The organism is Amphritea atlantica (assembly GCF_018860855.1).
Classification (GTDB): domain Bacteria; phylum Pseudomonadota; class Gammaproteobacteria; order Pseudomonadales; family Balneatricaceae; genus Amphritea; species Amphritea atlantica_A.
In genome coordinates this window covers 18,377-39,179 of sequence record NZ_JAHKQE010000004.1, presented here as the reverse complement: position 1 = coordinate 39,179, position 20,803 = coordinate 18,377, and the positions used below count along the sequence as shown (strand labels likewise).

Genomic DNA, 20,803 nt, shown 5'->3' with positions numbered 1-20,803 from the left:
ATAACTTAACTGGAGACATTATGAATTCATCTAAGAAAAGCTCAGGTTCGCTTAAACGCGTGCTGGGTCGACAAGACGTTATGGCACTCGCCTTTGGTGCCATGATCGGCTGGGGCTGGGTCGCTTTGGCTGGCAACTGGGTACTTTCTGCCGGTGCATTAGGTGCTTTTAGTGCTTTTATAATCGGGGGCATCGCGGTCATTCTTATCGGTTTGACCTATGCAGAGCTTGCTTCCGCCATGCCGATTACCGGTGGCGAGCATGTTTATAGCTATCGTGCCATGGGCGTTAAATGGTCTTTCATATGTACTTGGGCAATGTTACTCGGATACATATCAGTGATTGCATTTGAAGCCGTTGCATTGCCTACGGTGCTGGAATATATCTTCCCCCATTATAAAGTCGGCTACTTATATACCGTTGCCGGATGGGATGTATACGCCACTTGGGTTCTCGTCGGCATTATCGGTTCAATCGTGATGATGTGGATAAACTACCGCGGAGTAAAGAGTGCCGCACTATTTCAAAAAGTGGTCACTATTCTTATTTTAATCGCCGGTGCGATGCTAATGTCAGGTGCACTACTCGAAGGCGATACCGCCAAAGCTGATCCATTATTTACCGAAGGTTATAAAGGCATTATGGGTGTCATCGTCATGGTACCACTGATGTTTATCGGTTTTGACGTTATTCCACAGGCCGCTGAAGAGATCGATCTCCCCTATAAAGAGATAGGTAAAATTCTCATCGTATCCGTGATTATCGCTACATGCTGGTACGCTTTTATCACACTGTCGGTCGCTGTCGCACTCGACACTGAAGAGTTAAAGAATTCAAGCCTTCCGGTAGCTGATGCAATGTCTGCTCTCGTGGGTGCTACATGGGGTGGAAAACTGATTGTTCTGGCCGGCCTAGGCGGAATTGTGACTAGCTGGAATGCATTCTATGTCGGTGGTAGCCGAGCTATTTATGCTATGGCACGTGCCCGCATGCTTCCCTCTTTCCTGGCCAAACTACACCCTGTTTATAACACCCCAGTGAATGCCATCATCTTAATTGGAATTATCAGCACATTAGCACCATTAATGGGCCGAAAATCCATGGTTTGGCTGGTTGACGCTGGCGGGCTTGGCATCATCGTCGCCTATGCGCTGGTTGCCTTAAGCTTTCTTATTTTGAGGAAAAAAGCACCTGAAATGAAACGTCCTTTCCGAGCTCCGATGGGTAGATTGGTTGGCTGGTCTGCTATTGTTTTATCTGCAGGAATTGGCGCGTTGTACCTACCGGGTAGCCCTGCAGCGTTGACGCCTCCTGAATGGGCTATTGTTGTCGGTTGGGTTCTTTTTGGAATACTGCTCTATGTCATGACCTCTGCACAACACAGTGAAAGTGAAGTGAAAGCGATCCTAGACGCTGAGATTAATTCAAACCACACACTCTCTCAGGAAGAAGAAAAAGAGGCTGTGTTAGCTCGGTAATATGACCGATGGGCCAGCGCTTGAACGACAAGTGCTGGCCTCGTTTTATCTGTATTGATTCTGACCACAGAATACATATGAAAGAACACTCAACGTGTTTCTATATCTTTTTAATCAAGTACACTAAGTAACACGGACCAAAACATAAACGTTAAAAGTCATCGCAAATTAAAGACATAACAGGGATAGCCGCACACTAAAGTAAATACAGGAACATGACATGGCTCGATATTCTCGTAGCGCTTTATTATCAATGATCCAGCTATCTCAGGATTCAGCTATACCTAAGTTTCGTCAACTTGGCACACAATTACGTGAAGCGATTCTTTCCGGCCAATTGAAAACGGGCGCACGATTACCTTCAACGCGAGAGTTAGCAACGACTTTAAGCGTCTCTCGTCTAACCGTGCAAAATACTTACGAGCAACTGATCGCAGAAGGTTATCTTGAAGCTAAAACAGGCTCCGGAACCTTTGTTGCCCACTTAAATTCCTGCGACCTTTCTCCCGACCGACCTAACATCATCCCAGTCAACAGTGAGGAAAAGCTGCTAGGCCGAATATCAGATCGAGGACGGGCACTACAGCCAAGCGATAAGATAGTCCATCATCAAACCCCACGACCATTCCATCCAGGAACACCCGCATTGGATCAGTTTCCAATTCAAACTTGGACGAGAATATCCGGTAAACACTGGCGCCAGTCTCGAAGCCACATGCTCAACTATGGAGACCCGCGTGGATATTTACCCTTACGCAAAGAGATCGCTGCATACTTACGCGATGCCCGTGGAGTGAACTGTGATGAAGAACAAGTACTGGTCGTCAGTGGTGCACAACAAGCGTTCTGTCTCTGTACATGGGCGCTAATGAATGAGGGTGATAGCGCTTGGGTTGAAGACCCAGGGCATATCGCCGCCCGCCAAGTAATGCAAGGTGCCGGAGCACGTATAGTACCGGTCCCAGTAGACCATGAAGGTATCGATATAAAAGCAGGCTTAAAACTCGAAGCCCAGCCTAAAATGATTATGGTGACCCCTTCTCACCAACACCCGCTTGGCATAACAACTAGTCTCTCGCGTCGATTAGAGCTACTACAATTGGCTTATAAGACAGGCGCATGGCTGATTGAAGATGACTACGATAGTGAGTTTCGTTTTAAAGACCGCCCATTAACCGCCATGCAAGGTCTAGATGAATATAACCACGTAATTTATATAGGCACCTTCAGTAAAGTACTGTTTCCTTCACTCCGACTAGCCTACCTTGTTGTCCCCAACCCCCTGATTGAAAGCTTTGCTAACGTTTACAGCTTACTCGACCGAGCCGCACCAACCATGCCTCAAGCGATTCTGGCTGATGTAATCAGTGAAGGACATTTCACCGCCCATATACGCAAGATGCGTAATCTCTATTTTGAACGCCAACAGGCTTTGCTCGAGGTTCTAGAACGATATTGCCAAGGCCTAATAACCCCTGCCCCCTCAAACTCAGGTATGCACCTAATCGGCTGGTTGCCAAAGCATCTCGACGATCGCGCTGTGAGTATCCGAGCTAGAGAATTTGGCGTCGATGTTATTCCTTTATCAATCTACTGCGTAAACAGCATTCAACCACCAGGGCTACTCATTGGTTTCAGCTGCATCGATCCGGAATCAATGCCTACAGCAGCTTCCCTCCTAGCAGACGCCATTCGAAGCATGCTATAGCCGAACCCGCACACTGGGATCGGCATTCCCCTACACCCAGAGGTAAAGCGGCCTTATCACAATCTATTTATTGGACATTTATGCTAACCGCTATTCTCCTTAATCTAGATTAACAATAGGTCCCAGCGGGTCCATTTCACCAATTTATTGACAATAAGATCAAAGGAAACGAAGCCCATGACTAGTGGTGTTTTTTTTGCGTTACTTAGCCTGTTAGCAGCAGGCTTTAGCGACGTAGTCTTCAAGAAGTACTGTGGAAAAGAACGTTCACGGGGCATGTATATCTGTGGTATTGGCATTATCTGGACAATGTTACAGCTAACAATGTTCGTGGTTAATGACCAAGCAATCATATTGAATGAAGCCACATTGTATTATGGCATTGCAGCAGGTATCGCCGTTGCTTTATCCAATATTCTGTTACTGGAAAGCCTTACACATCTTGATGTCAGCCTCGGGTCTACTATCTACCGCCTAAATACCATTGGCGTGGTTGTGCTTTCATTTATCTTCCTAAGCGAGTCCTTAGGTTGGATGAAAGGCATAGGGGTTCTATGTGGTGTTATTGGCGTATTGATTCTCTATCAACGTAACAAACATGTTTCTCTTGATGAAGCGGCCAGCATGGCGCGAGTATTCCTCGTGGTCGCCATGCTGGCAGCTATCGTGCGTGCAAGTTATGGCGTTATCTCCAAAGCAGGTATATCTGAAGGAGCTCAACCGGCCACGATGATGTTGATCTCTTCAATTTGCTGGATCATAGGCGGTTTTCTTTACGCCTTAATACGAGAAAAACGTGTCCGTATTTCACTAGATAAATTGCGCTACTCCGCTTTATCTGGGGTACTCATTTTCATGATCGTCAACTTCCTAATCGCCGCCTTAGAACGTGGAGAGGCCAGTGTATTGGTTCCTATCGCCAATATGAGCTTTATTGTTGCAATGGCGGTTTCTGTGATGATGAAAATGGAACATTTAACCAAACGCAAACTAGCGGCTGTCGGTTGCGCTGCGTTCTCAATCTTCCTTCTAGCGCAGTCCGGCGCTTGATTAATCACAGGTGGGAATACTTATGCTAATTGCACAAATTACCGATTTTCATGTCGGACGAATCATTGAAACCACTGCAGGCCCAATTGATCTATATCATCGCCTATTAGAAGCTGTCGATCACATTAACGCTCTAGATACGAAGCCTGATTTGGTCGTCATCACAGGCGATATATCCAACCACGGCAGAGAAGAGGATTATATTCGCACGAAAGCTGCGCTAGATACTCTGAAAATGCCATACCTGATCGTTCCGGGAAACCATGATCACCGCCAGCGTGTTCGAGATATATTTTCTGATCACGGCTATCTGCAGAGCAATAGTCACTTTCTTAACTACACGATCGAAGGATTGCCATTAAGGTTGATTGCATTAGATACTCTCGACCCCGGTCAGCATCATGGCCTGCTGTGTAATGAACGATTACAGTGGCTAGAACAAACCCTAAATGAACAACCGAACAAACCAACTTTAATATTTATGCATCATCCCCCTGCGCCAGTTCAATATCCTTATATGGATGCGATGAATTGTAAAAATGGCGACAAGATGAAACTGATAATCGAACAGCACCATCAAGTAAAAGCCATTGCCTGTGGACACCTGCACCGTGACGCCACGGTAAATTGGGCGGATACGTTACTATTTGTCACCGGTAGTTCAGCGTTTTCCTACGATCTATTGATGGATGAAGTACCCGATATCGATCCAGTATTTGAACCGGGTATCTGCCGACTCTTTTACTGGTCTGAGAACACGGGACTGGTTTCACATCTGACATTGATAGGTGATTACCCCGGCGGAATCACAGAAGGTGTACCAACCCCGCCAAAAAGTACCCCTTAATGTTCACGGTTCGATCCTAGCTCTGACTCCCGTCACTAGGATCTATGGATGGGCACCTTAGCATCCACTTCAGGGGAAACGTTCCCTAGCCTGCGCCCAACGCAGGCTTTTTTCTGTATAAAATCACGGCGGGATAACTCATCACACCGACGGCTCGCTTAATTATTTTATCAATACTCGGAAAATGGAAGGTTCATTGGGGCAATACCGACGAGAGCGGCTATTTCTTTACGGTTCAGTTTTCCTAGTTCGGGAAGTTCACTGAGCAGCGTGTAGGCCAGAACTTTACCATCACAAGGAACGCTGGTGAGAATTTCTGTTTTGGTACGTCAATGCTTTGCTTCAGCGACCAGAAGATCAAGCTTCTGAGTGAGTTTTTCTATCTGACTTTGCAGTGATTTAAGTAATGCTTTGATTGATATATGTAACTCCTTTGGCATGGTCTATTGGCGGTTTTCTCCATGGTTTGCATCTCTACGAGTTGAGTCCGCCGGATCAGTAAGTCTTTGATTAAAAGTGACTGTTTTTCAGGGATAGGTTTAATATTGGGTTTGATAGTAGCTACAAGCCGGGCAATGACAAAAGCATCAATTTTATCGGTTTTAGCCCGCACCCCCATGGCTTGTGCATAGCGTCGGATGTTGATTGGGTTAACAACCACAATAGGTAAATCGGCTTTATCGCAGGCAAAGACAAAAGCATGCTCGTAACGTCCGGTGGCTTCGGTTACGATATGTTTAACCTGATGTATTTTAAGTACCTGAACGATTTTCTGTATCTACTCCTGATTGTTGGGTACAGAAAAATGGAGATCAAGTGGATGAAGGACAATATCCAGTTTCGACTTACCGACATCGCCGACGTTGATTTCAATTTGGTTTTCCTTAGTGTTCATAATAAGCTGACTCTGCCTTGCTATGCGGGCTGGAGGCCCCAATGACTGTTCGAGTGATGACTTTGGAGCCATGTAGCGCTATACACTTGTTACCGGTCTCTCAATTGAGGGCAGGCCTCTACTTTACCCAGAAATGGAAAAGAATTAACCATACAAGGACTCGTAATGAATGATTTAAAGTTATCAGGGTATGACCTTATAGGAGATATTCACGGCCACGCAGATGCTCTCTCGGAGCTTCTAGAAAGTATGGAATATCAGTTAAGTGATGGGTACTATCGCCATCCTACCCGGCAAGTCATATTTCTTGGAGACTTTATAGATAGAGGGCAGCAGCAAGTAAAAGTTTTGAAAATTGTTATGCCTATGATTAACCATGGTTCGGCACTCTCTGTGATGGGTAATCATGAGTTCAATGCTTTGGCATTTCATACTCCCTGTCCAGATCAGCCCGATACGTGGTTAAGGCCTCACACTAATAAAAACATTAAACAGCATCAAGCCTTTCTAGATGAGTTTGTCGGTAGAAAAGAATGGCCAACATTGGATGACGCTTTAGCCTTTTTTGAATCATTACCGCTGTGGCTAGACTTAGACGGTTTAAGGGTTGTCCATGCCTGTTGGGACCCACGTTTTGTTGGAAAGTTAGGACCTTTGTTAAGACCTGGTAATAAAGTAACCCCTGAACTTCTCATCGCAGCTAGTACTATAAAAACTACTGAATTTGATGCGATTGAAACGTTATTAAAAGGGGTGGAATATGCTTTGCCTGGTGATCATTCGTTTCTTGATAAAGATGGAACTCCTAGGACAAATGCTCGAATTCAGTGGTGGAAAAATGGGAATAGAAAGTTAGGTGAAATCACTCTTCCCGCTGACTTATTAGTAAGTGAAGAAAATGTTCATGCTTTCGAGCATCAAGTGTTCGAGGCTGAATTACTTGGATATCCATCAGAGGACAAACCTGTATTCCTAGGGCACTTTTGGATGGACAATCATCCTGCAAAACTGGCTTCTAATGTTGCATGTTTGGACTACTCAGTTGCAAATGGAGGAAAGCTAGTTGCTTATCGTTGGTCAGGAGAGCAAAAAATAAATGATGATAATTTTCACTATATGAAGTGATACATTATCGAATGCAGAAAAGGGATGATCTAAATGAATAGGGAGAAGAAAGAACAGTTAAAAAGCGTGCAAGAGCGACTTGAGGGATCCGTAAATATGACGCTTATGTTCTTATATTCTGTGCAGTCATTATGGTTGCTGTTTGTAATACTCTACAGAGCGCGTTAATGCATCTAACAACCGTTCTTTTAAACTGAGAGGCTCAATGACTCGAATCAAATTAGCACGCCCCATCAACCACCACTCAAGCTCTTCAGTGATAGTCGTCGTCACACAGACCTCATAACCTATATCATCATTACCACTGACCTGTTGATCTTGGCCAAGAGCACTTTCATTAAAGTAAAAAACAAACTCAGGCATGATTTTTAGTCGCAACAGCTCTTGCTCTTGGTGAATAGGGTACTGGAAGGCAGCCTGCTCATGGATATAGTCAGCGAGTACGAACCCGCTAGGTCTCTTGCTGCTTTCATCCAAAACCACCACAGAGATAAATCTCGACATGGCAAACTGCCGGATATCTTCATAGTCATTGATAGTACCAATTAGGTAGATCACATCAGCTTTAGACACCAGGCCCAAAGGGTGAATATGATAGGCTAACCCTTCCCCACCACGTGCATTGTAAACAACCTGAAGTTGCTTGTTGGTAAACAGCCCTAGGTAAATGGCAGCTTGAACATCGGCATCCAGACTTCGGCGAACTCGCTCTGGCCCTTCATGTATGATGGCGATTTTTTGGCACCACTCTTGTCCCAAGCTGGAAGTATTGGACAAAGTGCGATCAGCGGCATCGAAATAAGACTGTAGGTCATTGATAACATGACTCGGTAAAACCCCGGTTAGATGACGCTGAATCAACGACAACGCTAAAGCAGATGCCACATCCATACCAGGGAAGGACATAAGCTTGGCTGACTTGGGCCAAAACCAGCGGTTGCTTCGCCCCTCTTGCTCACAAGCCAAAGGGAAAAGGCCCATGGTGGTGAGTTGCTCAAGGTCACGCTGGATCATGCGATCACTCACCTCGCAACCTTGGTACTCAAGATGCTCTTTTAATTCTCGAGTGCCGACGGTTCTTGGTTCGCGTGGAATCCTCGATAGGATCTGCCACTGTCTATACAAAGCATTCATCGCCATTCACTCTAGTTTTCTGATATAGATGTACCTTCAGCACAATATGCCAGTAATGCACAGCCCACCTAGGGTCACCTATATGAGATTTAGTCGCCAGACCTGATAGCGTTAATGTGCCATGATATTAAATTATGCGTCAAGTAATGACGCTTCTATTTAGTACACTACACGGGTTCTATCTCGGAGGAAAAGCCATGACGTTACATCAAGAAATTCAACTACGATTATCTAACTGTAACTTAGAGGATATTTGCCACTGGATGGGTTACAAGGACGACCGAGCTAGTTCACGTATTCAAAATGTAATGTCAGATCGAAGCCTTGGTTTGTTTCAAGGCGCTTATGATCTCAAGTACAGTGATGCTGAATTCTTATCAAAGCTATGCTCAGTTTTAGGGATTGATCTCAATGAATACCAAGCAGACTTAGATGCAATCCATGCTGAGCGTGAAGATAGACGCAATCGATTTAAATCATATGTCTTTGTTGATACTGGATTTGTACGAACCACTCAGCCAATATTTGCCTTAGCATTATGCTCATCACAGCGATATATACAGCTTGAATATGAAACTCGAATTAAGCCTATCAGTGAACAGATTATGACTGTTCGACACCTCGTTAAAAACCACTATGAACAACATAGTGGTCAGCTAGGTATGTGGGGAGATATACAAAAATACCGGTTTGTATATGCGGAAGGAATGCACGTAGAGGTATCGGCCGATGGCGTTATTTTAGGTGAATCTGGAGTAGTACCAACTGCTCAGCCATCATTAAAAATAGGGCATAAAAACATAACACCCATGATAACCAGCTTCAAGTAGCGCGTCTGCCAGACAAACCACGCGAGATATGGCGTTTGTACTGTAAGGTAGCAAAGCCTACTATTTTATCGGCACCACTTATCTTTACCCCATTTTGTTGAATTACTTCAGGCTGATAGTTGTGTCACACTTCGGAACATAATGCGCGCGCCCCTTCTTCATGTTGAATAGAGACACTTCTATTTCAACACGGAGATAACGCAAGTTAAGTGTTAAAGATGAATATTTAAGCCACAATAATAGTGGCCATCTATTAGCGTCAAAATAACGAATCTGTAATCTAAGCTACTTGTGTAACAACAAATTCATTTAAAAGTTTATCGATTATGTCATTTAATTCAAATAACAATATAATCGTAATTAAACAATATTTAGACCTATGATTAGAGATAATAAATTCATCTTAGTTAACCACCACTTTCAGAACCTAGTAAGACTGGACTCCGTGTTTCAAAAGAAGCCTAGGTAATATATCATCCAAATTTTGAACATCCTTATCTTCCAGCTCGATCAATTTAAAACCGTATTTTTTATAAATCTCTTGTTTCTTAGCTTTACGATGTAAATACTTTGAATCATTCTCATAGCCCCAATATTCAATATAAACCTTACCTGTAGGTATGTAGAAGTCGCAGTATACTTCTTCTTCGATAGGTAGCTTTCGTTCATATGCATGGACGATTTCAGCCATATATAACCAATTATCAATGAGCATTTCAGCTTTAGAGCGCACATAATGCCCGTCTGTTGTACGAAGCTTTGCTTCGAATTTATCTCTAAAACCTGGATTCTCATCCGTTTCTTCTTGAGCTTCTTCTGATGATGCCTCGCCCTGCACCTCGCTGATAGTCGTCTTCAAGGCTTTATTCTCAGCGATAGACTCAGGCCAAACAACATAAGGCACACCAGACCTGAAATCTTCTTTTTGCTCGCCCCCCGCTGACTTTCCAGAGGCTGTAATAACCCAGCCTTTTAACGCTTTATTAATCCATCCTAATTCTGACAGAATAGAGTTCATTCGGTTGGCTGACAGATTAAATGCCTTGCCAATCACCGTAGCAGTAACATACTTACTAATAGTTGACTTTGGTGTAGAAAGCTTAACAGCATCGAGAGAAAGATCTTCTGGCCAAGCAATATATTTACCATATTTCGGATGCTCAACATATTGACCACCCGCGCGTTCACCACTGGGTAGAAGTTTCCACTCATTCTCTTCTCGCTTGATAAAACTACACGCTTCAAGTTGAGAAAATAATTCCTTACCAGAAATAGATCGAGATTTGGCAAGTGCTGAAGTTGATATTTTTTTACCCATCCCTGCAACTCCTAAATTATGTCTAAGTCTTAAAAAAATAATCATTATCACTGTATTTTAAGCACAACGAAATTTAAATACTGTCATAATAAAGCTATATTAAATTTTTAAGTTTTCATCCGGAAAACCTAAAATACGAATACGTTCATCACTCTCTATAACAATTTCTACTTGATTAACCTGTTGCGGCTTTATTAATTCTCGAGAGCCTTCAGGATATAAAATAATTTGGTTATCCGAACCTATCCATTGTTGATTTACGTTCCTTCTATCTGAACGATAAGGACCAATAGCGACAATATCACAGAACTTATTTATATTTTCAAAATGGCCTAATTGAGTTAACTCATCATTTTCATAGCCAGTGAATAAAAAAACACTAAGATTCGACTGGTCTTTAATGTTCTGAACCAACCACCAAAAATTTTCAGACTGCTGTAAAGGCTCTCCTCCTAAAAAGGTAACGCCTTTGATACCTGAAGCATTCAATATACTATGAAGCAGATGCCCTCTATGTACTAGATCCTTACTTTTAAACGACCACATATCCTGATTCCAGCAACCATCACACGCAAGAGAGCAACCTTGGAACCAAACAACGAAACGCTCACCGGGCCCATAGATTTGACTCTGCGGCTCAATATGAGCAATGTTAAAATACTCTCCATAATCTTTAGTCACTAAATTACACCGTTCGCGTTAAGACGAGTTGTATCTGATTCTTGCTATTTCTAGTTTCCTTTACTGAGTACCCTTGAGCCTTAGCCTTAGCAATAGCTTGTTGCCGAGTCGCTTCAACTCGAGCCTTACGTTCTTCTTCAAGACGAATACGTTCTTGCTCCGCTAGCATACCTAAATACTGCTGATAAGCGCTTTCATAAGCCTGGCCTACTAACTCCAAGAAAGCGCCTACACGACTATATCCTTTCGAAACTGCTGACTTAGCACTTTTAACACGTCCAGACATCTCACTAGAATCATGCCGCAACACCCAGCGGTTATTGATTAACCTAAAATGCTGTAATCCATAATAATCGGAACGGTTAGTCAGAATATCACCTACTAATAAACCACCAGAATGTCTCTGGTCTTGAAGTATATTCTCTGTGACCTTCACAGGCTCAGCACCGACAGCTTGTAATGCTTCAACTAGTACTGACTCTATAATAAACGGGGTATTGGTCTTTATAACCGCACTCATGATTACGTCCTTTTAATTTCCTGACGGCGTGCTAACTGAACTGTCTGCCGTTGATGATACTCATCGGTTTTCTTCAAGTTTGTGATAATACCGTCTAAATCTAATAAGTCATCTAACGCAGCGAGGCAGCTTTCTCCTTTGAAGCCACTCGTTTTCGCTGTAATACTACCTTCCTCATCGATTGTAATAACAACTCTTTGCTCAGGCATACTTGTACCCTTATATATCAAAATTATTTACACAGATAATGGCATTCAAACGCTTAGAATCTTTACGAGCTTGTTCTAACTGATCAGTATCTTCAATGACCAACCAACGGTGTTTACCATCATTTTTTAACTTGGTGCCTTTTTCAGGTAAGTCATCTTTAGGCCATTTAAATTGAGACTTAATACTAGTAGTAGCATTTAGTCCAAGTTGCCGCTCTAGACTTCCTTCTGAAGCAGACGGTTTGTATATAAAGCGTTCACCGTACTCACTTAAAGCACTTTTTGAATTTTTCAGTTCTCTCAATGCATTGTCTAGCTCATCATTAACTTGCCTGTAATCTCGTTCAATTTTCTGAAAGCCGAGCTGGTAATCAGTAAGCGCACGATTAAAGTTGCTATAATGCTTTTTAAAAGTCTTTTCATTAACTGATTTACGCCACTTATCCGCCGCTAAAAAATCCATTTCACTAAGTATTGCTTGGATACTTCTAGAAGCAACAATACTTGGGTCACTCGGTAACTTAATTTTTTCTAATTTCTCCTCCGTGAGCGACTTAACAGCGTCCCCCCAGCTCTTAATAAATCGAGTGCTGAGCTCAAGCTCTCGTTTATTTTTTTCTGAGTCTAATAGATTAATGGCCACTTTCTTCTCTTCCGCCAAAGATGCTGCTTTATCTCGCTCTGCCTCAAGTTTTTTACGCTTCTCTTGCCATACACAATGTTGCTTCGCCTCATCCATAGCCGCCACTGTCTTTTGACTACGTGCCTCAGCTCCCTCAAATAAGGCTTCGAGGCGCTGTTTAAACGCCAGACGCTCGGCGGGGGTCGCCTGCGTCACAGACCAACGGTTTAACGCTTCAAGCTCTTGCTCCATTTTTTTTACGGATTGACCTTGCCCTAGCAGGAACCCCCTAAGGAATTTTTGCAGATTATTTGAAATATTTGCCTGATGTTGATCGACTTTTTCTTGATGATTTTTTATCTCTACAAGCCTATTTTTCCAATCCACCTCTGCTAATTCCCACTGACGATATAGCTCATCAGGTTTAGCCTCTTTAGGACAATACGGTGGATGAATTATGACCGAATATTCAATATCATGCGCTAGAGAATCACGCTGACACTCGACTTTTGATTTAGCCAATTCTTCAGCATTATCCTCAAGAAAGGAATCAATCGTTTGTGTCGATATGGGTTCAAGCTCTATTTTACGAAACGATTCGACCTTACGAACTAAGTCCGGCTGATCAGCAAAACGTATTAATTGGTGGCAATTAAGCTCACCTAAACATACTGATGTCCTGTATTGCCAAGCAGCTTCTTTTACAGCCTGTTGATACCCAGAAAATAATTTTTTATGTTGCTCATTTGACAATTTCAAGCACCAATTTACTAGTTCAAAATCCACTTCATCCGGCAATAACCAATTATCATAAGCAGAAAATAATAATGAAGGGATCGAAGAATCAGTTAGAGCAACCCCTTCTCCAGCGTTAATCAGCGGACAATTACTATTGAGCAATAATGTATATTGTGAACTTTTTGACTCATATGATGAACGACTAGCCCCTTGCAAACTGGATAAGGTAAGGCTTAAAGAATCACCCAAGGCACCCGGCTGTTGATACGAATGATTAGTTACTATGTTGCCATTCGGGTGAGAGGTTACTTTATTTCGCTGATTTTGCTTAAGATATTCATTTTTTCCATCTTCCCAAAATAGTTTACAGAAACTACGAAAAGCATCTTCAACTTGTGTCGAATCAAGTTGTACAGCCCAGCTATTGAGGCCCTGTTTGGCAAAGGTTTCTTGACTCATAACCAAGAGCCCCAAAGCTTTACTTGTCGAATGGTCTGAAGCAATCATTGCTCCTTTTTGATTGACGCCTGTACGAATAAGACAGCGCCCAGACAACGAATCAATAACGGTCTGGTTCTGCTTTTCATCACCTAATAACAGGTAAATACGCACACCACTGTCAGCCTTCTCACGTAAGGACCGAATTAAATCTTGATTCGTAATCTTATCTACCGCAATTAACAACGTTAAACGAGCGCTATCAAACAGTTCAATAACGCCATCACAATCAATTTGAGCAAGGTCTTCAGAGAAATCACAATCACCATTGTGCTGTTGAAATAACGAAGACAAAATTTCATGACGATAATTAACTAAAAAGCGTTCCTGTCTTGCGTTTATAATGGCCATTACAATCCCTCCTCTACAACTATTTCTTTTATAGCATGCTGTAAATATTGTGGAAGTTCAGCTTCTTCTTTGGGCGTAAAGGTAGGTATACCTGCAACAGTAAACGTCTCTCCATCATAATTTTGAATAAAATCCAGCCCACTGCTACATTCCCAATACCAATGGTGAGACGACCCAATGAATACCCAGTAACGACCATGATTGGTATTTTTCTTCTGTATAATTTGCCGTTCCCAACTAGCAGGTAAATCTAAATTTCCAACTCCCTTTGAATGATCCAATGTCATTAACATGCCTTCCGCATTGCCAGTACAGCGAGCAATAGCCTCCAAGTTTCTTAGCTGTTTATTGGTATACACATATCGGTCAGAGTAAATCATTTTATTAATAGGCTCTTCACCGCAAAGCTGCCTAATAAATTCTTTTAAACTTAGCTGTTCTTTATCCATTAAAGTAATGGATAAATTAAGTTTTTTACTCTGAGAAGGCGATAAGTCAATCATTGCTGCAACATGCCAATAAGCCTCCGCCTGCCCCTCTCGACTAAAATTAGCCAACAGCTCCTGACCTTGTTTCAGAGAAAGGTTAAAGCTCGCCATGGCCTCATGATCTAGCCATTCCGCCTGTCGTTGATACATATCTACGCTGCAATGATATTTTTTAGCATGAAAGTGATTCAACCACGCTTTATGCCACTGCACTGCATCTCTACGATCTTTAGGCTGAAGAGGCAATTGATTGACTTGCACAGTATTAAATCGTCCCTTAACTGATAAATCAGTAATTTCTTCGACCCTACTAACTTCAAAATTCTGAACCGCGCTCGGATAATGGTCAATTTTATCAAGACAAACCGTCATCCGTTGCGCGTTTACATCCCATGTAGCATCAAATTCAAGAGCAATAGCACCCATAACATCATCTAAAGAGTCATGATATTGCTCGATTTTCAAGTCGAGACTAGACGGTTTTGATTTATTTTTATTTGATGAAAAATCCAGTGTTTCTAATTGCCCTATTAGAGAAACAACCGACTTTTCAAGTCCCAGTTTCCACTCTAAAACTAGCTTAGCAGATTGATTAGAAGAGCATATTACTTCTGGCTTTAAGGCCGTTAACAATAATTTTATTTGGGATTGTTTAGAATTTTTACCTGCAAGTACTTCATCAATCACATCAACAGTAGAAGTCGACGAGACTCCAAATCCTGAGTTTCGAGCATCACTTCCTTTTTTCCAACTCTTCATATTCGGATCAAAAAAAGCTGTATCTCTCTGTATCATTAAAGGACGAATACCTAATAATGGATCATTAGCTGTATACCAAATATGATAAAGGCCTCGTTCCTTTACATCGATACAACCAGTACTGATGACCTCTTCGCCTTTGGGAGTAACAGAAGCAGAATCCGTATCCAATAGTTGCTCTCGTTTCAAATATGCTATCAATCGAGCAGGCATTGCATCATATCTCTGCTCAGCAGCCTTGAGTAACGAAACTAGATCAGGCCTTTTTCTCTTAAATGTTAATTCTGCAATGACTGGATAACGCTTCACTTCAACTTGACGCGTCAAAACGACATTTAACCCAACACCATTGTTCACAGAGAAATCATCAGTCATATGATTCTTATCTGATGGGATTTTTTTTATTTTATTCAACTCGTCCTGCCAAGACACTTGTTTACTATTCATCTTTTATTATTCCTTCTGGCATGCCCACCAGCACTCCTTTTCGCCTTGTTCACACAACACGAATTAGCTAATCCTTTAAGTTCTACAGTACGAGAACGTTTGCTAAAATAATCATGGCATCCAACAACAACCAACTGGTAACGAGCACGGGTAATGGAAACATTGAGCCGGTTAGGAGAATCCATAAAACCATCACGCGCAGTATTAACCATAGAAAGAAAAACAAGGTCTGCTTCCTGCCCTTGGAAGTAATCAACTGTTGCTAATTTAATAGAAATACCTTTATAACTAAATCGAGCGTAGCGTCTATTATTCCCAGGAAGTTTTTTTTGCATGGCATCTCGAAGCGCTTTTTCCTGCCCCTTATAGAAGGTCAACACAGCCACATCAAAAAGATCACCTTTAGCATTTTTAGATTTACCCTCGGCCCAATCGCAAAAAGCCTTTAGCTCTTGAATAATTTCTGTAACTTCAGCTAAATTAACATTTTTGTTAATCTTACCTTGCACATCAAGCCAAACATTTCGAGTTTCATAACGTGTAAAACTCCACTGACGATCTGATCTAGTTTGGCGACCATCTTTTAGTACACCTTTAGAGTAAAATTGTTCCCGTGGAAACACCGAAATGTCGGGATGCATCCGATGCTGATAACTCAGTGTTGAATGCCGCTGCGCCTTTTCATGTACTGTAAAACCTTGATTTAGGGTCGTAGGATCATCGTTCTTTCGCTTCACAAGACCATCACCTGACAACGCTTCTAAAACCGAAGGGAAAGCTATATTTTTTAAAACATGAATACGCCCCGTCGCATTAACAGACTGAGGAAACAACCGCTCTAGAGTTTTGGTATAAAATCTAGCTTTATTTTGATTTTTGGATAGCCGTAACCAGTATTCCCGCTCCAATCGCCAACACACCTCTTCTGACCACTTACTTTCCTCAAAACGCTCTAACAGATTTTCAGAAATCATACCTGTAACGGTATGCGCAATTGCCTTCACTCTGAAAGATTTAACGGAAGACTCTCCTCCACCTTTATGAATAAAAGCATGGTCGGTTCTCTGCCAACCACCATGTACAACCAGCATATCATCAGGGATATATTGCTGTATTTTTTCCATAGCGTTTTCATCTACAAAACACAGCGTGCAGCCATATAAGTGCCAAGGCTCTTGCGTCAAGGTTATTAAATCAATACATCTACATATCTTTTGATTCTTTTTACTCCTACTCTGAACTAGCAAAAGTTTATCTAGCCCCTGACTCAAGCTATTCGAACCAATACGTGCAGAAACTTCATCGCCAATGGCTTTGAGCACACTAGAGGAAACTGATACTAACATAGGCTGTTGATAAGGTTCTTCAGGATTACCTCTTAGCTCTTCCAGAAGAAAACACGCTTGCTGCAAAGAGTGAGGTAACGTTTGTGCGGGCTCTTTACCCCTAGGAGGTACCAGCATTAAATTATCTAGATTAGCGACGATCTGCTCACGATCCGTAAAAGGCGATAACTGACGAACATCTCCAACCAAAACCCAGCGCTTTGCAAAACGAGCAGGCACTAAGAATTCTTGAAACGTCGTTTTACTACACTCATCTATTATCATCACATCAAATGGAGGCTCTCCTCTATCCAAAGTAACGTTACGATTATTAAATAAACGTAGAATCCCAATAGTAGTACCACAAACTAAATTTGAAGCATCTACCATCAACTGCAAGCTAAAATCATCACAACCCGATTCTTTTTTTAATTCCTGATGTAATTTATCAAACTGAAAGTGCTCAACGCCGATAGCATTATTCTCATCACCGATACGCAACGGAAAAATAGCATCACTTAACACAGAATTTTCATCTACTCGTTCAAGCACATTATTAATGGCTGCATGAGTTGACGCAGAAAGCAGCACTCTTTTACCCTGCAAAACCAGTTGAACAATCAATTCCAGAATCGTGGTTGTTTTACCAGTGCCGGGTGGCCCATCTAAAATACTGAAGTCAGGTGATGTTAATGCCTTAGCCACAAAATCACGCTGCCGGTCACAGCCATCAAAATCTAAATTGGTCAACACCTGCCACTCAACGTCCGCATAAGGCTTTGGATCTGGCCAGTGTGTTTTCTTTCTTTCCTGTAACAAATGAATCAAGGATTTATGCCCAGTCGATGGACGAGACATTAACTGATTGATAGCATCCTTTTGTTTTTTTAACTGCGATGTATCTACGCTAACACGTATCACTCTCCTATTCTGCTCAGTCGACGGGTATACGCTCTGTTGATTTGGGCTTCGTTTATTTCGTGCAAGTAAAATCTGACGTTCATCAGGACGCGATTTTAAAACCCGAAACCCTTCAGCAAATTTACCTTCAGTGTGATCCAGCACTTTAATATTATCACCGAAGAAATAGTCCAGAACGGATTTCCCCGTATCATCTCCTGAATCTGGTTCGATCAACTGAATCCATTTGTCCTTAATTTTATCTTCACTCAAACCAAACCGTAGAGCTGGATAGCGAATGCACTCAACATTAGCATTCTCTTTATTAATGGTCTCCGATGTCTCTCTGGCCTCCAGTGTTAAGCTATCCTTATCAGTTACACAACTCCACTGATCGTGACTCAACAACTGTCCATTTAATATGAAATGCTCGAGCGTTAATTTCTGTAAACATACAGCAGTTACATCACTAACATGATGAGGTTCAATAACAGGCTTTTTGCTCGAGAATAGCAACCAGCCATTACCTTCTTCGCAAGGAGAGAAAGTATCAATTTGCGCTTTATCCAAAGAAGATATCAACCTAAAACGGGTATTTTTACCATAAATTGATAATCCACTTTGGCTACTAACATAGCCCTGCAAACGAATACATCTGCCATTAATAGACACAACCTTACAAGCACGACTATCAATATGCACGTCCGTCAAGTTATTAAGAGGAGCAGATAAAGGACGTACTTTTAGTTGATAACCACTCCATTGAATAATATCCTGACCTGATAGTTCAGGCAGGTAAATTCGGAATAATTCATTCGTAGCTTTGTAATGATCCTCTTCCAAAGGAAATTTTTGTCGATCAGCCCCTTTTCCTACGATAACAGGGTCTGCTAAATCAGGTAAAAAGCTCTCATCAAGAGGAGTTTCATCTGATTCACATAAGATTTCATACCAGCCCTCCTCCCCAGAGATAATTTCGATTTCACTAACAGGTACAAGCCGGTAAATCCGTTTTTGTGGTGTCAAACGATACCGTTTATCAGCGATCGACTTCCACTCACAGCTTACCTCTTTATTTTCCAGGGCCTTGATACTGTTGTTAAGATAATGAATAAATGGCGTTAAAACACTTCTGGTTTTCGATGCTAAATCAGACGCCGTAAAGCCGTCGCCCTCCAGGGCAGTAAAAAAAGGATTGTCCATTCGCTACAGCTCAACTTATATAAAGGGGTTTTCGCCTTCTTGCTTTAGTTTCGGCGCTTGATTAGACACCGGATCTAGCTTTTCTGGCTCGGATGTACTTGCAGCAACTGCTCGACCTTTCGCCCATTGACGAGTATTACCTATCATTTCGGACATCGTCTGTGAAAGTGGCATCGTCGCTCTAATGGCTTTAAGAATATCGTCTTTATTCAATTGATGTCCTTCATCAAAAGCTAAAAACATGCCTTCCTTAACCGCCTCTTCCAACTCCGCACCGGTAAAACCTTTACTTGCCGCAGCCAATTCATCTAACTCATCTAAAGAAAACTCATCTAGTCGTTGTCGGCGCTTAAGGTGAATAGAGATAATTTCTTTGCGATCTTGCTGCACCGGCAGGTCAACGAAGAAAATCTCATCAACCCTTCCTTTACGCAATAATTCTGGCGGCAATTGAGCAATATGGTTTGCCGTAGCAACGACAAACACGGGTTTCTCCTTTTCTTGCATCCAGGTTAAAAAACTACCTAATACACGAGCAGTCGTTCCACCATCAGTCGATCCAGAACTTTGCATACCCGCAAGGGCTTTTTCTATTTCATCCACCCACAAAATACTCGGAGAAAGTGCTTCAGCCATTTGCAAGGCTGACCTCATATTTGCTTCAGACTGGCCAACAATACCTCCATAGATTTTCCCCATGTCCAGCCTTAACAAGGGAAGTTGCCACGCGCTCGCAACCGCTTTAGCAGCAAGGCTTTTACCGGTCCCTGGTAAACCTAGTAGCAAAACACCTCGCGGAGTTTCCAAACCAAATTCACGAGCATCTGCAGTAAAAGCCTCACGTCGGCGCTTTAGCCAAGACTTCAAATTATCCAGGCCACCAATATCATCCAACGTCAATTTAGGATGGAAATACTCAAGGTGACCGCTCTTTCTGATAACCTGCTCTTTTTCTTTAACAATGAAAGGAATCTCAGACTCCGTCAGACGTTTAAATTCAAGAGCCGCTTTAGAAAATGCAAGTTGGGCTTCGCTTGTCGATAACCCCAGTGCTGCCTCAAGTAAGTTTGGCGATTCTTGGTAATCACGATCATCAATAGCATAACGCTGTTTCGCCTGTAGCATGATTTTCTTAAGATCATCAATACTAGGTAAAGGCATCTCTAAAACTTGGGTATCTTTTTCAAGCTCTGGAGGTAGTAATGAGATTGGTTGGGATAATACGACTGCACAACCTGAGACCTTACGAGTAGCAACCGCAATAGCAAATGCCCTCAAACGATTAATTAAAGCAGGATTGTCCGGTGTCAGGTAATGATGGAAATCTTCAAGTAATAAAATGAACGGTTTTCGGCTAGATTCTCTACTCTGATCCAGTAACCACTCTAGCACTGAGTCAGCGCCGTCACATTCATCAAAAAGCTCTTGTCCCCCATCTGTAGATTTAACTAAACCCTCCGGAAAATTCCAAATAAACAGATCTTGCTCTAACTCGTTAGCTACGCGTGAACACGCAGCTCGTATGCGTAAAGTCTCATGACTGACAATCTGGTTTAGGGCAGCAGAGGATTGAATATTAATTTTAAGTTTCTTTGAAAAATCCATTTATTGTTCCATTGTCAAAATGATGACATAAGCCCTGTTCGAAGGGCTATACCCGTGACAGAAAAATCATCA

Annotated in this window: 16 protein-coding genes; 6 read left to right on the top strand and 10 right to left on the bottom strand. The window is 42.2% G+C overall.

Annotated features, from left to right (window positions below):
• Positions 1 to 20 precede the first annotated feature (20 nt).
• From KO512_RS01145 to KO512_RS01130, 4 genes are all read left to right on the top strand, one after another.
• Positions 21 to 1,478 (top strand): APC family permease, encoded by a 1,458-nt coding sequence (locus KO512_RS01145; protein WP_215950497.1) that lies wholly within the window; start codon positions 21 to 23, stop codon positions 1,476 to 1,478.
• A 220-nt stretch (positions 1,479 to 1,698) separates the two neighbouring features.
• Positions 1,699 to 3,186, top strand: a complete 1,488-nt coding sequence (locus KO512_RS01140; protein WP_215950496.1) for a PLP-dependent aminotransferase family protein — start codon at positions 1,699 to 1,701, stop codon at positions 3,184 to 3,186.
• Between the two features lie 177 nt (positions 3,187 to 3,363).
• A complete protein-coding gene (locus KO512_RS01135; protein WP_215950495.1) occupies positions 3,364 to 4,236 on the top strand; it encodes a DMT family transporter in 873 nt (290 codons plus the stop codon).
• Between the two features lie 22 nt (positions 4,237 to 4,258).
• A complete protein-coding gene (locus KO512_RS01130) occupies positions 4,259 to 5,083 on the top strand; it encodes a phosphodiesterase (RefSeq protein WP_215950494.1) in 825 nt (274 codons plus the stop codon).
• Positions 5,084 to 5,462: 379 nt separating this feature from the next.
• On the opposite strand, the gene KO512_RS20400 is transcribed toward KO512_RS01130, so the two are convergent.
• Positions 5,463 to 5,816 (bottom strand): IS110 family transposase, encoded by a 354-nt coding sequence (locus KO512_RS20400; RefSeq protein ID WP_354667725.1) that lies wholly within the window; start codon positions 5,814 to 5,816, stop codon positions 5,463 to 5,465.
• A gap of 327 nt (positions 5,817 to 6,143) precedes the next feature.
• On the opposite strand from KO512_RS20400, the gene KO512_RS01115 reads away from it, so the two are divergent.
• Positions 6,144 to 7,103 carry a metallophosphoesterase gene (locus KO512_RS01115; RefSeq protein WP_215950493.1) on the top strand — a complete coding sequence of 320 codons (960 nt, stop codon included), beginning with the start codon at positions 6,144 to 6,146 and terminating at the stop codon, positions 7,101 to 7,103.
• Positions 7,104 to 7,232: 129 nt separating this feature from the next.
• Here the strand turns inward: KO512_RS01115 and KO512_RS01110 are convergent, their stop codons facing one another.
• Positions 7,233 to 8,237 carry a helix-turn-helix transcriptional regulator gene (locus tag KO512_RS01110; RefSeq protein WP_215950492.1) on the bottom strand — a complete coding sequence of 335 codons (1,005 nt, stop codon included), beginning with the start codon at positions 8,235 to 8,237 and terminating at the stop codon, positions 7,233 to 7,235.
• A 197-nt stretch (positions 8,238 to 8,434) separates the two neighbouring features.
• Between KO512_RS01110 and KO512_RS01105 the strand changes: the two genes are divergently transcribed.
• Positions 8,435 to 9,067: a hypothetical protein gene (locus KO512_RS01105; RefSeq protein ID WP_215950491.1), complete on the top strand. Its 633-nt coding sequence runs from the start codon at positions 8,435 to 8,437 to the stop codon at positions 9,065 to 9,067.
• 427 nt (positions 9,068 to 9,494) lie between these two features.
• Here the strand turns inward: KO512_RS01105 and KO512_RS01100 are convergent, their stop codons facing one another.
• The 8 genes from KO512_RS01100 to KO512_RS01065 form a co-directional block, all read right to left on the bottom strand.
• Complete coding sequence (locus KO512_RS01100; RefSeq protein ID WP_215950490.1) at positions 9,495 to 10,385, bottom strand: hypothetical protein; 891 nt, start codon at positions 10,383 to 10,385, stop codon at positions 9,495 to 9,497.
• Between the two features lie 99 nt (positions 10,386 to 10,484).
• Positions 10,485 to 11,066: a 4Fe-4S single cluster domain-containing protein gene (locus tag KO512_RS01095; protein ID WP_215950489.1), complete on the bottom strand. Its 582-nt coding sequence runs from the start codon at positions 11,064 to 11,066 to the stop codon at positions 10,485 to 10,487.
• 4 nt (positions 11,067 to 11,070) lie between these two features.
• Positions 11,071 to 11,586, bottom strand: a complete 516-nt coding sequence (locus KO512_RS01090) for a hypothetical protein (protein WP_215950488.1) — start codon at positions 11,584 to 11,586, stop codon at positions 11,071 to 11,073.
• A gap of 2 nt (positions 11,587 to 11,588) precedes the next feature.
• Positions 11,589 to 11,795, bottom strand: coding sequence for a DUF2997 domain-containing protein (locus tag KO512_RS01085; protein WP_215950487.1), 207 nt, complete (start codon positions 11,793 to 11,795; stop codon positions 11,589 to 11,591).
• 10 nt (positions 11,796 to 11,805) lie between these two features.
• Positions 11,806 to 14,004, bottom strand: a complete 2,199-nt coding sequence (locus KO512_RS01080) for a hypothetical protein (protein ID WP_215950486.1) — start codon at positions 14,002 to 14,004, stop codon at positions 11,806 to 11,808.
• Entirely contained in the window at positions 14,004 to 15,698 is a 1,695-nt protein-coding gene (locus KO512_RS01075; protein ID WP_215950485.1) for a hypothetical protein, read from the bottom strand. Before KO512_RS01075 ends, KO512_RS01080 begins: the two co-directional genes overlap by 1 nt.
• The gene (locus KO512_RS01070; protein ID WP_215950484.1) at positions 15,695 to 19,126 is read right to left on the bottom strand and encodes an AAA domain-containing protein; all 3,432 of its coding nucleotides are present in this window, start codon (positions 19,124 to 19,126) and stop codon (positions 15,695 to 15,697) included. The genes KO512_RS01075 and KO512_RS01070 overlap by 4 nt, the downstream gene beginning before the upstream one ends.
• A gap of 15 nt (positions 19,127 to 19,141) precedes the next feature.
• Positions 19,142 to 20,731 (bottom strand): AAA family ATPase, encoded by a 1,590-nt coding sequence (locus KO512_RS01065; RefSeq protein WP_215950483.1) that lies wholly within the window; start codon positions 20,729 to 20,731, stop codon positions 19,142 to 19,144.
• Between the last annotated feature and the right edge of the window lie 72 nt (positions 20,732 to 20,803).

What these genes read in the sequence shown, in the direction of transcription:
- KO512_RS01145 (WP_215950497.1), top strand. Translation starts at nt 21, where the DNA reads ATGAATTCATCTAAGAAAAGCTCAGGTTCGCTTAAACGCGTGCTGGGT.
- KO512_RS01140 (WP_215950496.1), top strand. Translation starts at nt 1,699, where the DNA reads ATGGCTCGATATTCTCGTAGCGCTTTATTATCAATGATCCAGCTATCT.
- KO512_RS01135 (WP_215950495.1), top strand. Translation starts at nt 3,364, where the DNA reads ATGACTAGTGGTGTTTTTTTTGCGTTACTTAGCCTGTTAGCAGCAGGC.
- KO512_RS01130 (WP_215950494.1), top strand. Translation starts at nt 4,259, where the DNA reads ATGCTAATTGCACAAATTACCGATTTTCATGTCGGACGAATCATTGAA.
- KO512_RS01115 (WP_215950493.1), top strand. Translation starts at nt 6,144, where the DNA reads ATGAATGATTTAAAGTTATCAGGGTATGACCTTATAGGAGATATTCAC.
- KO512_RS01110 (WP_215950492.1), bottom strand. Translation starts at nt 8,237, where the DNA reads ATGAATGCTTTGTATAGACAGTGGCAGATCCTATCGAGGATTCCACGC.
- KO512_RS01105 (WP_215950491.1), top strand. Translation starts at nt 8,435, where the DNA reads ATGACGTTACATCAAGAAATTCAACTACGATTATCTAACTGTAACTTA.
- KO512_RS01100 (WP_215950490.1), bottom strand. Translation starts at nt 10,385, where the DNA reads ATGGGTAAAAAAATATCAACTTCAGCACTTGCCAAATCTCGATCTATT.
- KO512_RS01090 (WP_215950488.1), bottom strand. Translation starts at nt 11,586, where the DNA reads ATGAGTGCGGTTATAAAGACCAATACCCCGTTTATTATAGAGTCAGTA.
- KO512_RS01085 (WP_215950487.1), bottom strand. Translation starts at nt 11,795, where the DNA reads ATGCCTGAGCAAAGAGTTGTTATTACAATCGATGAGGAAGGTAGTATT.
- KO512_RS01080 (WP_215950486.1), bottom strand. Translation starts at nt 14,004, where the DNA reads ATGGCCATTATAAACGCAAGACAGGAACGCTTTTTAGTTAATTATCGT.
- KO512_RS01075 (WP_215950485.1), bottom strand. Translation starts at nt 15,698, where the DNA reads ATGAATAGTAAACAAGTGTCTTGGCAGGACGAGTTGAATAAAATAAAA.
- KO512_RS01070 (WP_215950484.1), bottom strand. Translation starts at nt 19,126, where the DNA reads ATGGACAATCCTTTTTTTACTGCCCTGGAGGGCGACGGCTTTACGGCG.
- KO512_RS01065 (WP_215950483.1), bottom strand. Translation starts at nt 20,731, where the DNA reads ATGGATTTTTCAAAGAAACTTAAAATTAATATTCAATCCTCTGCTGCC.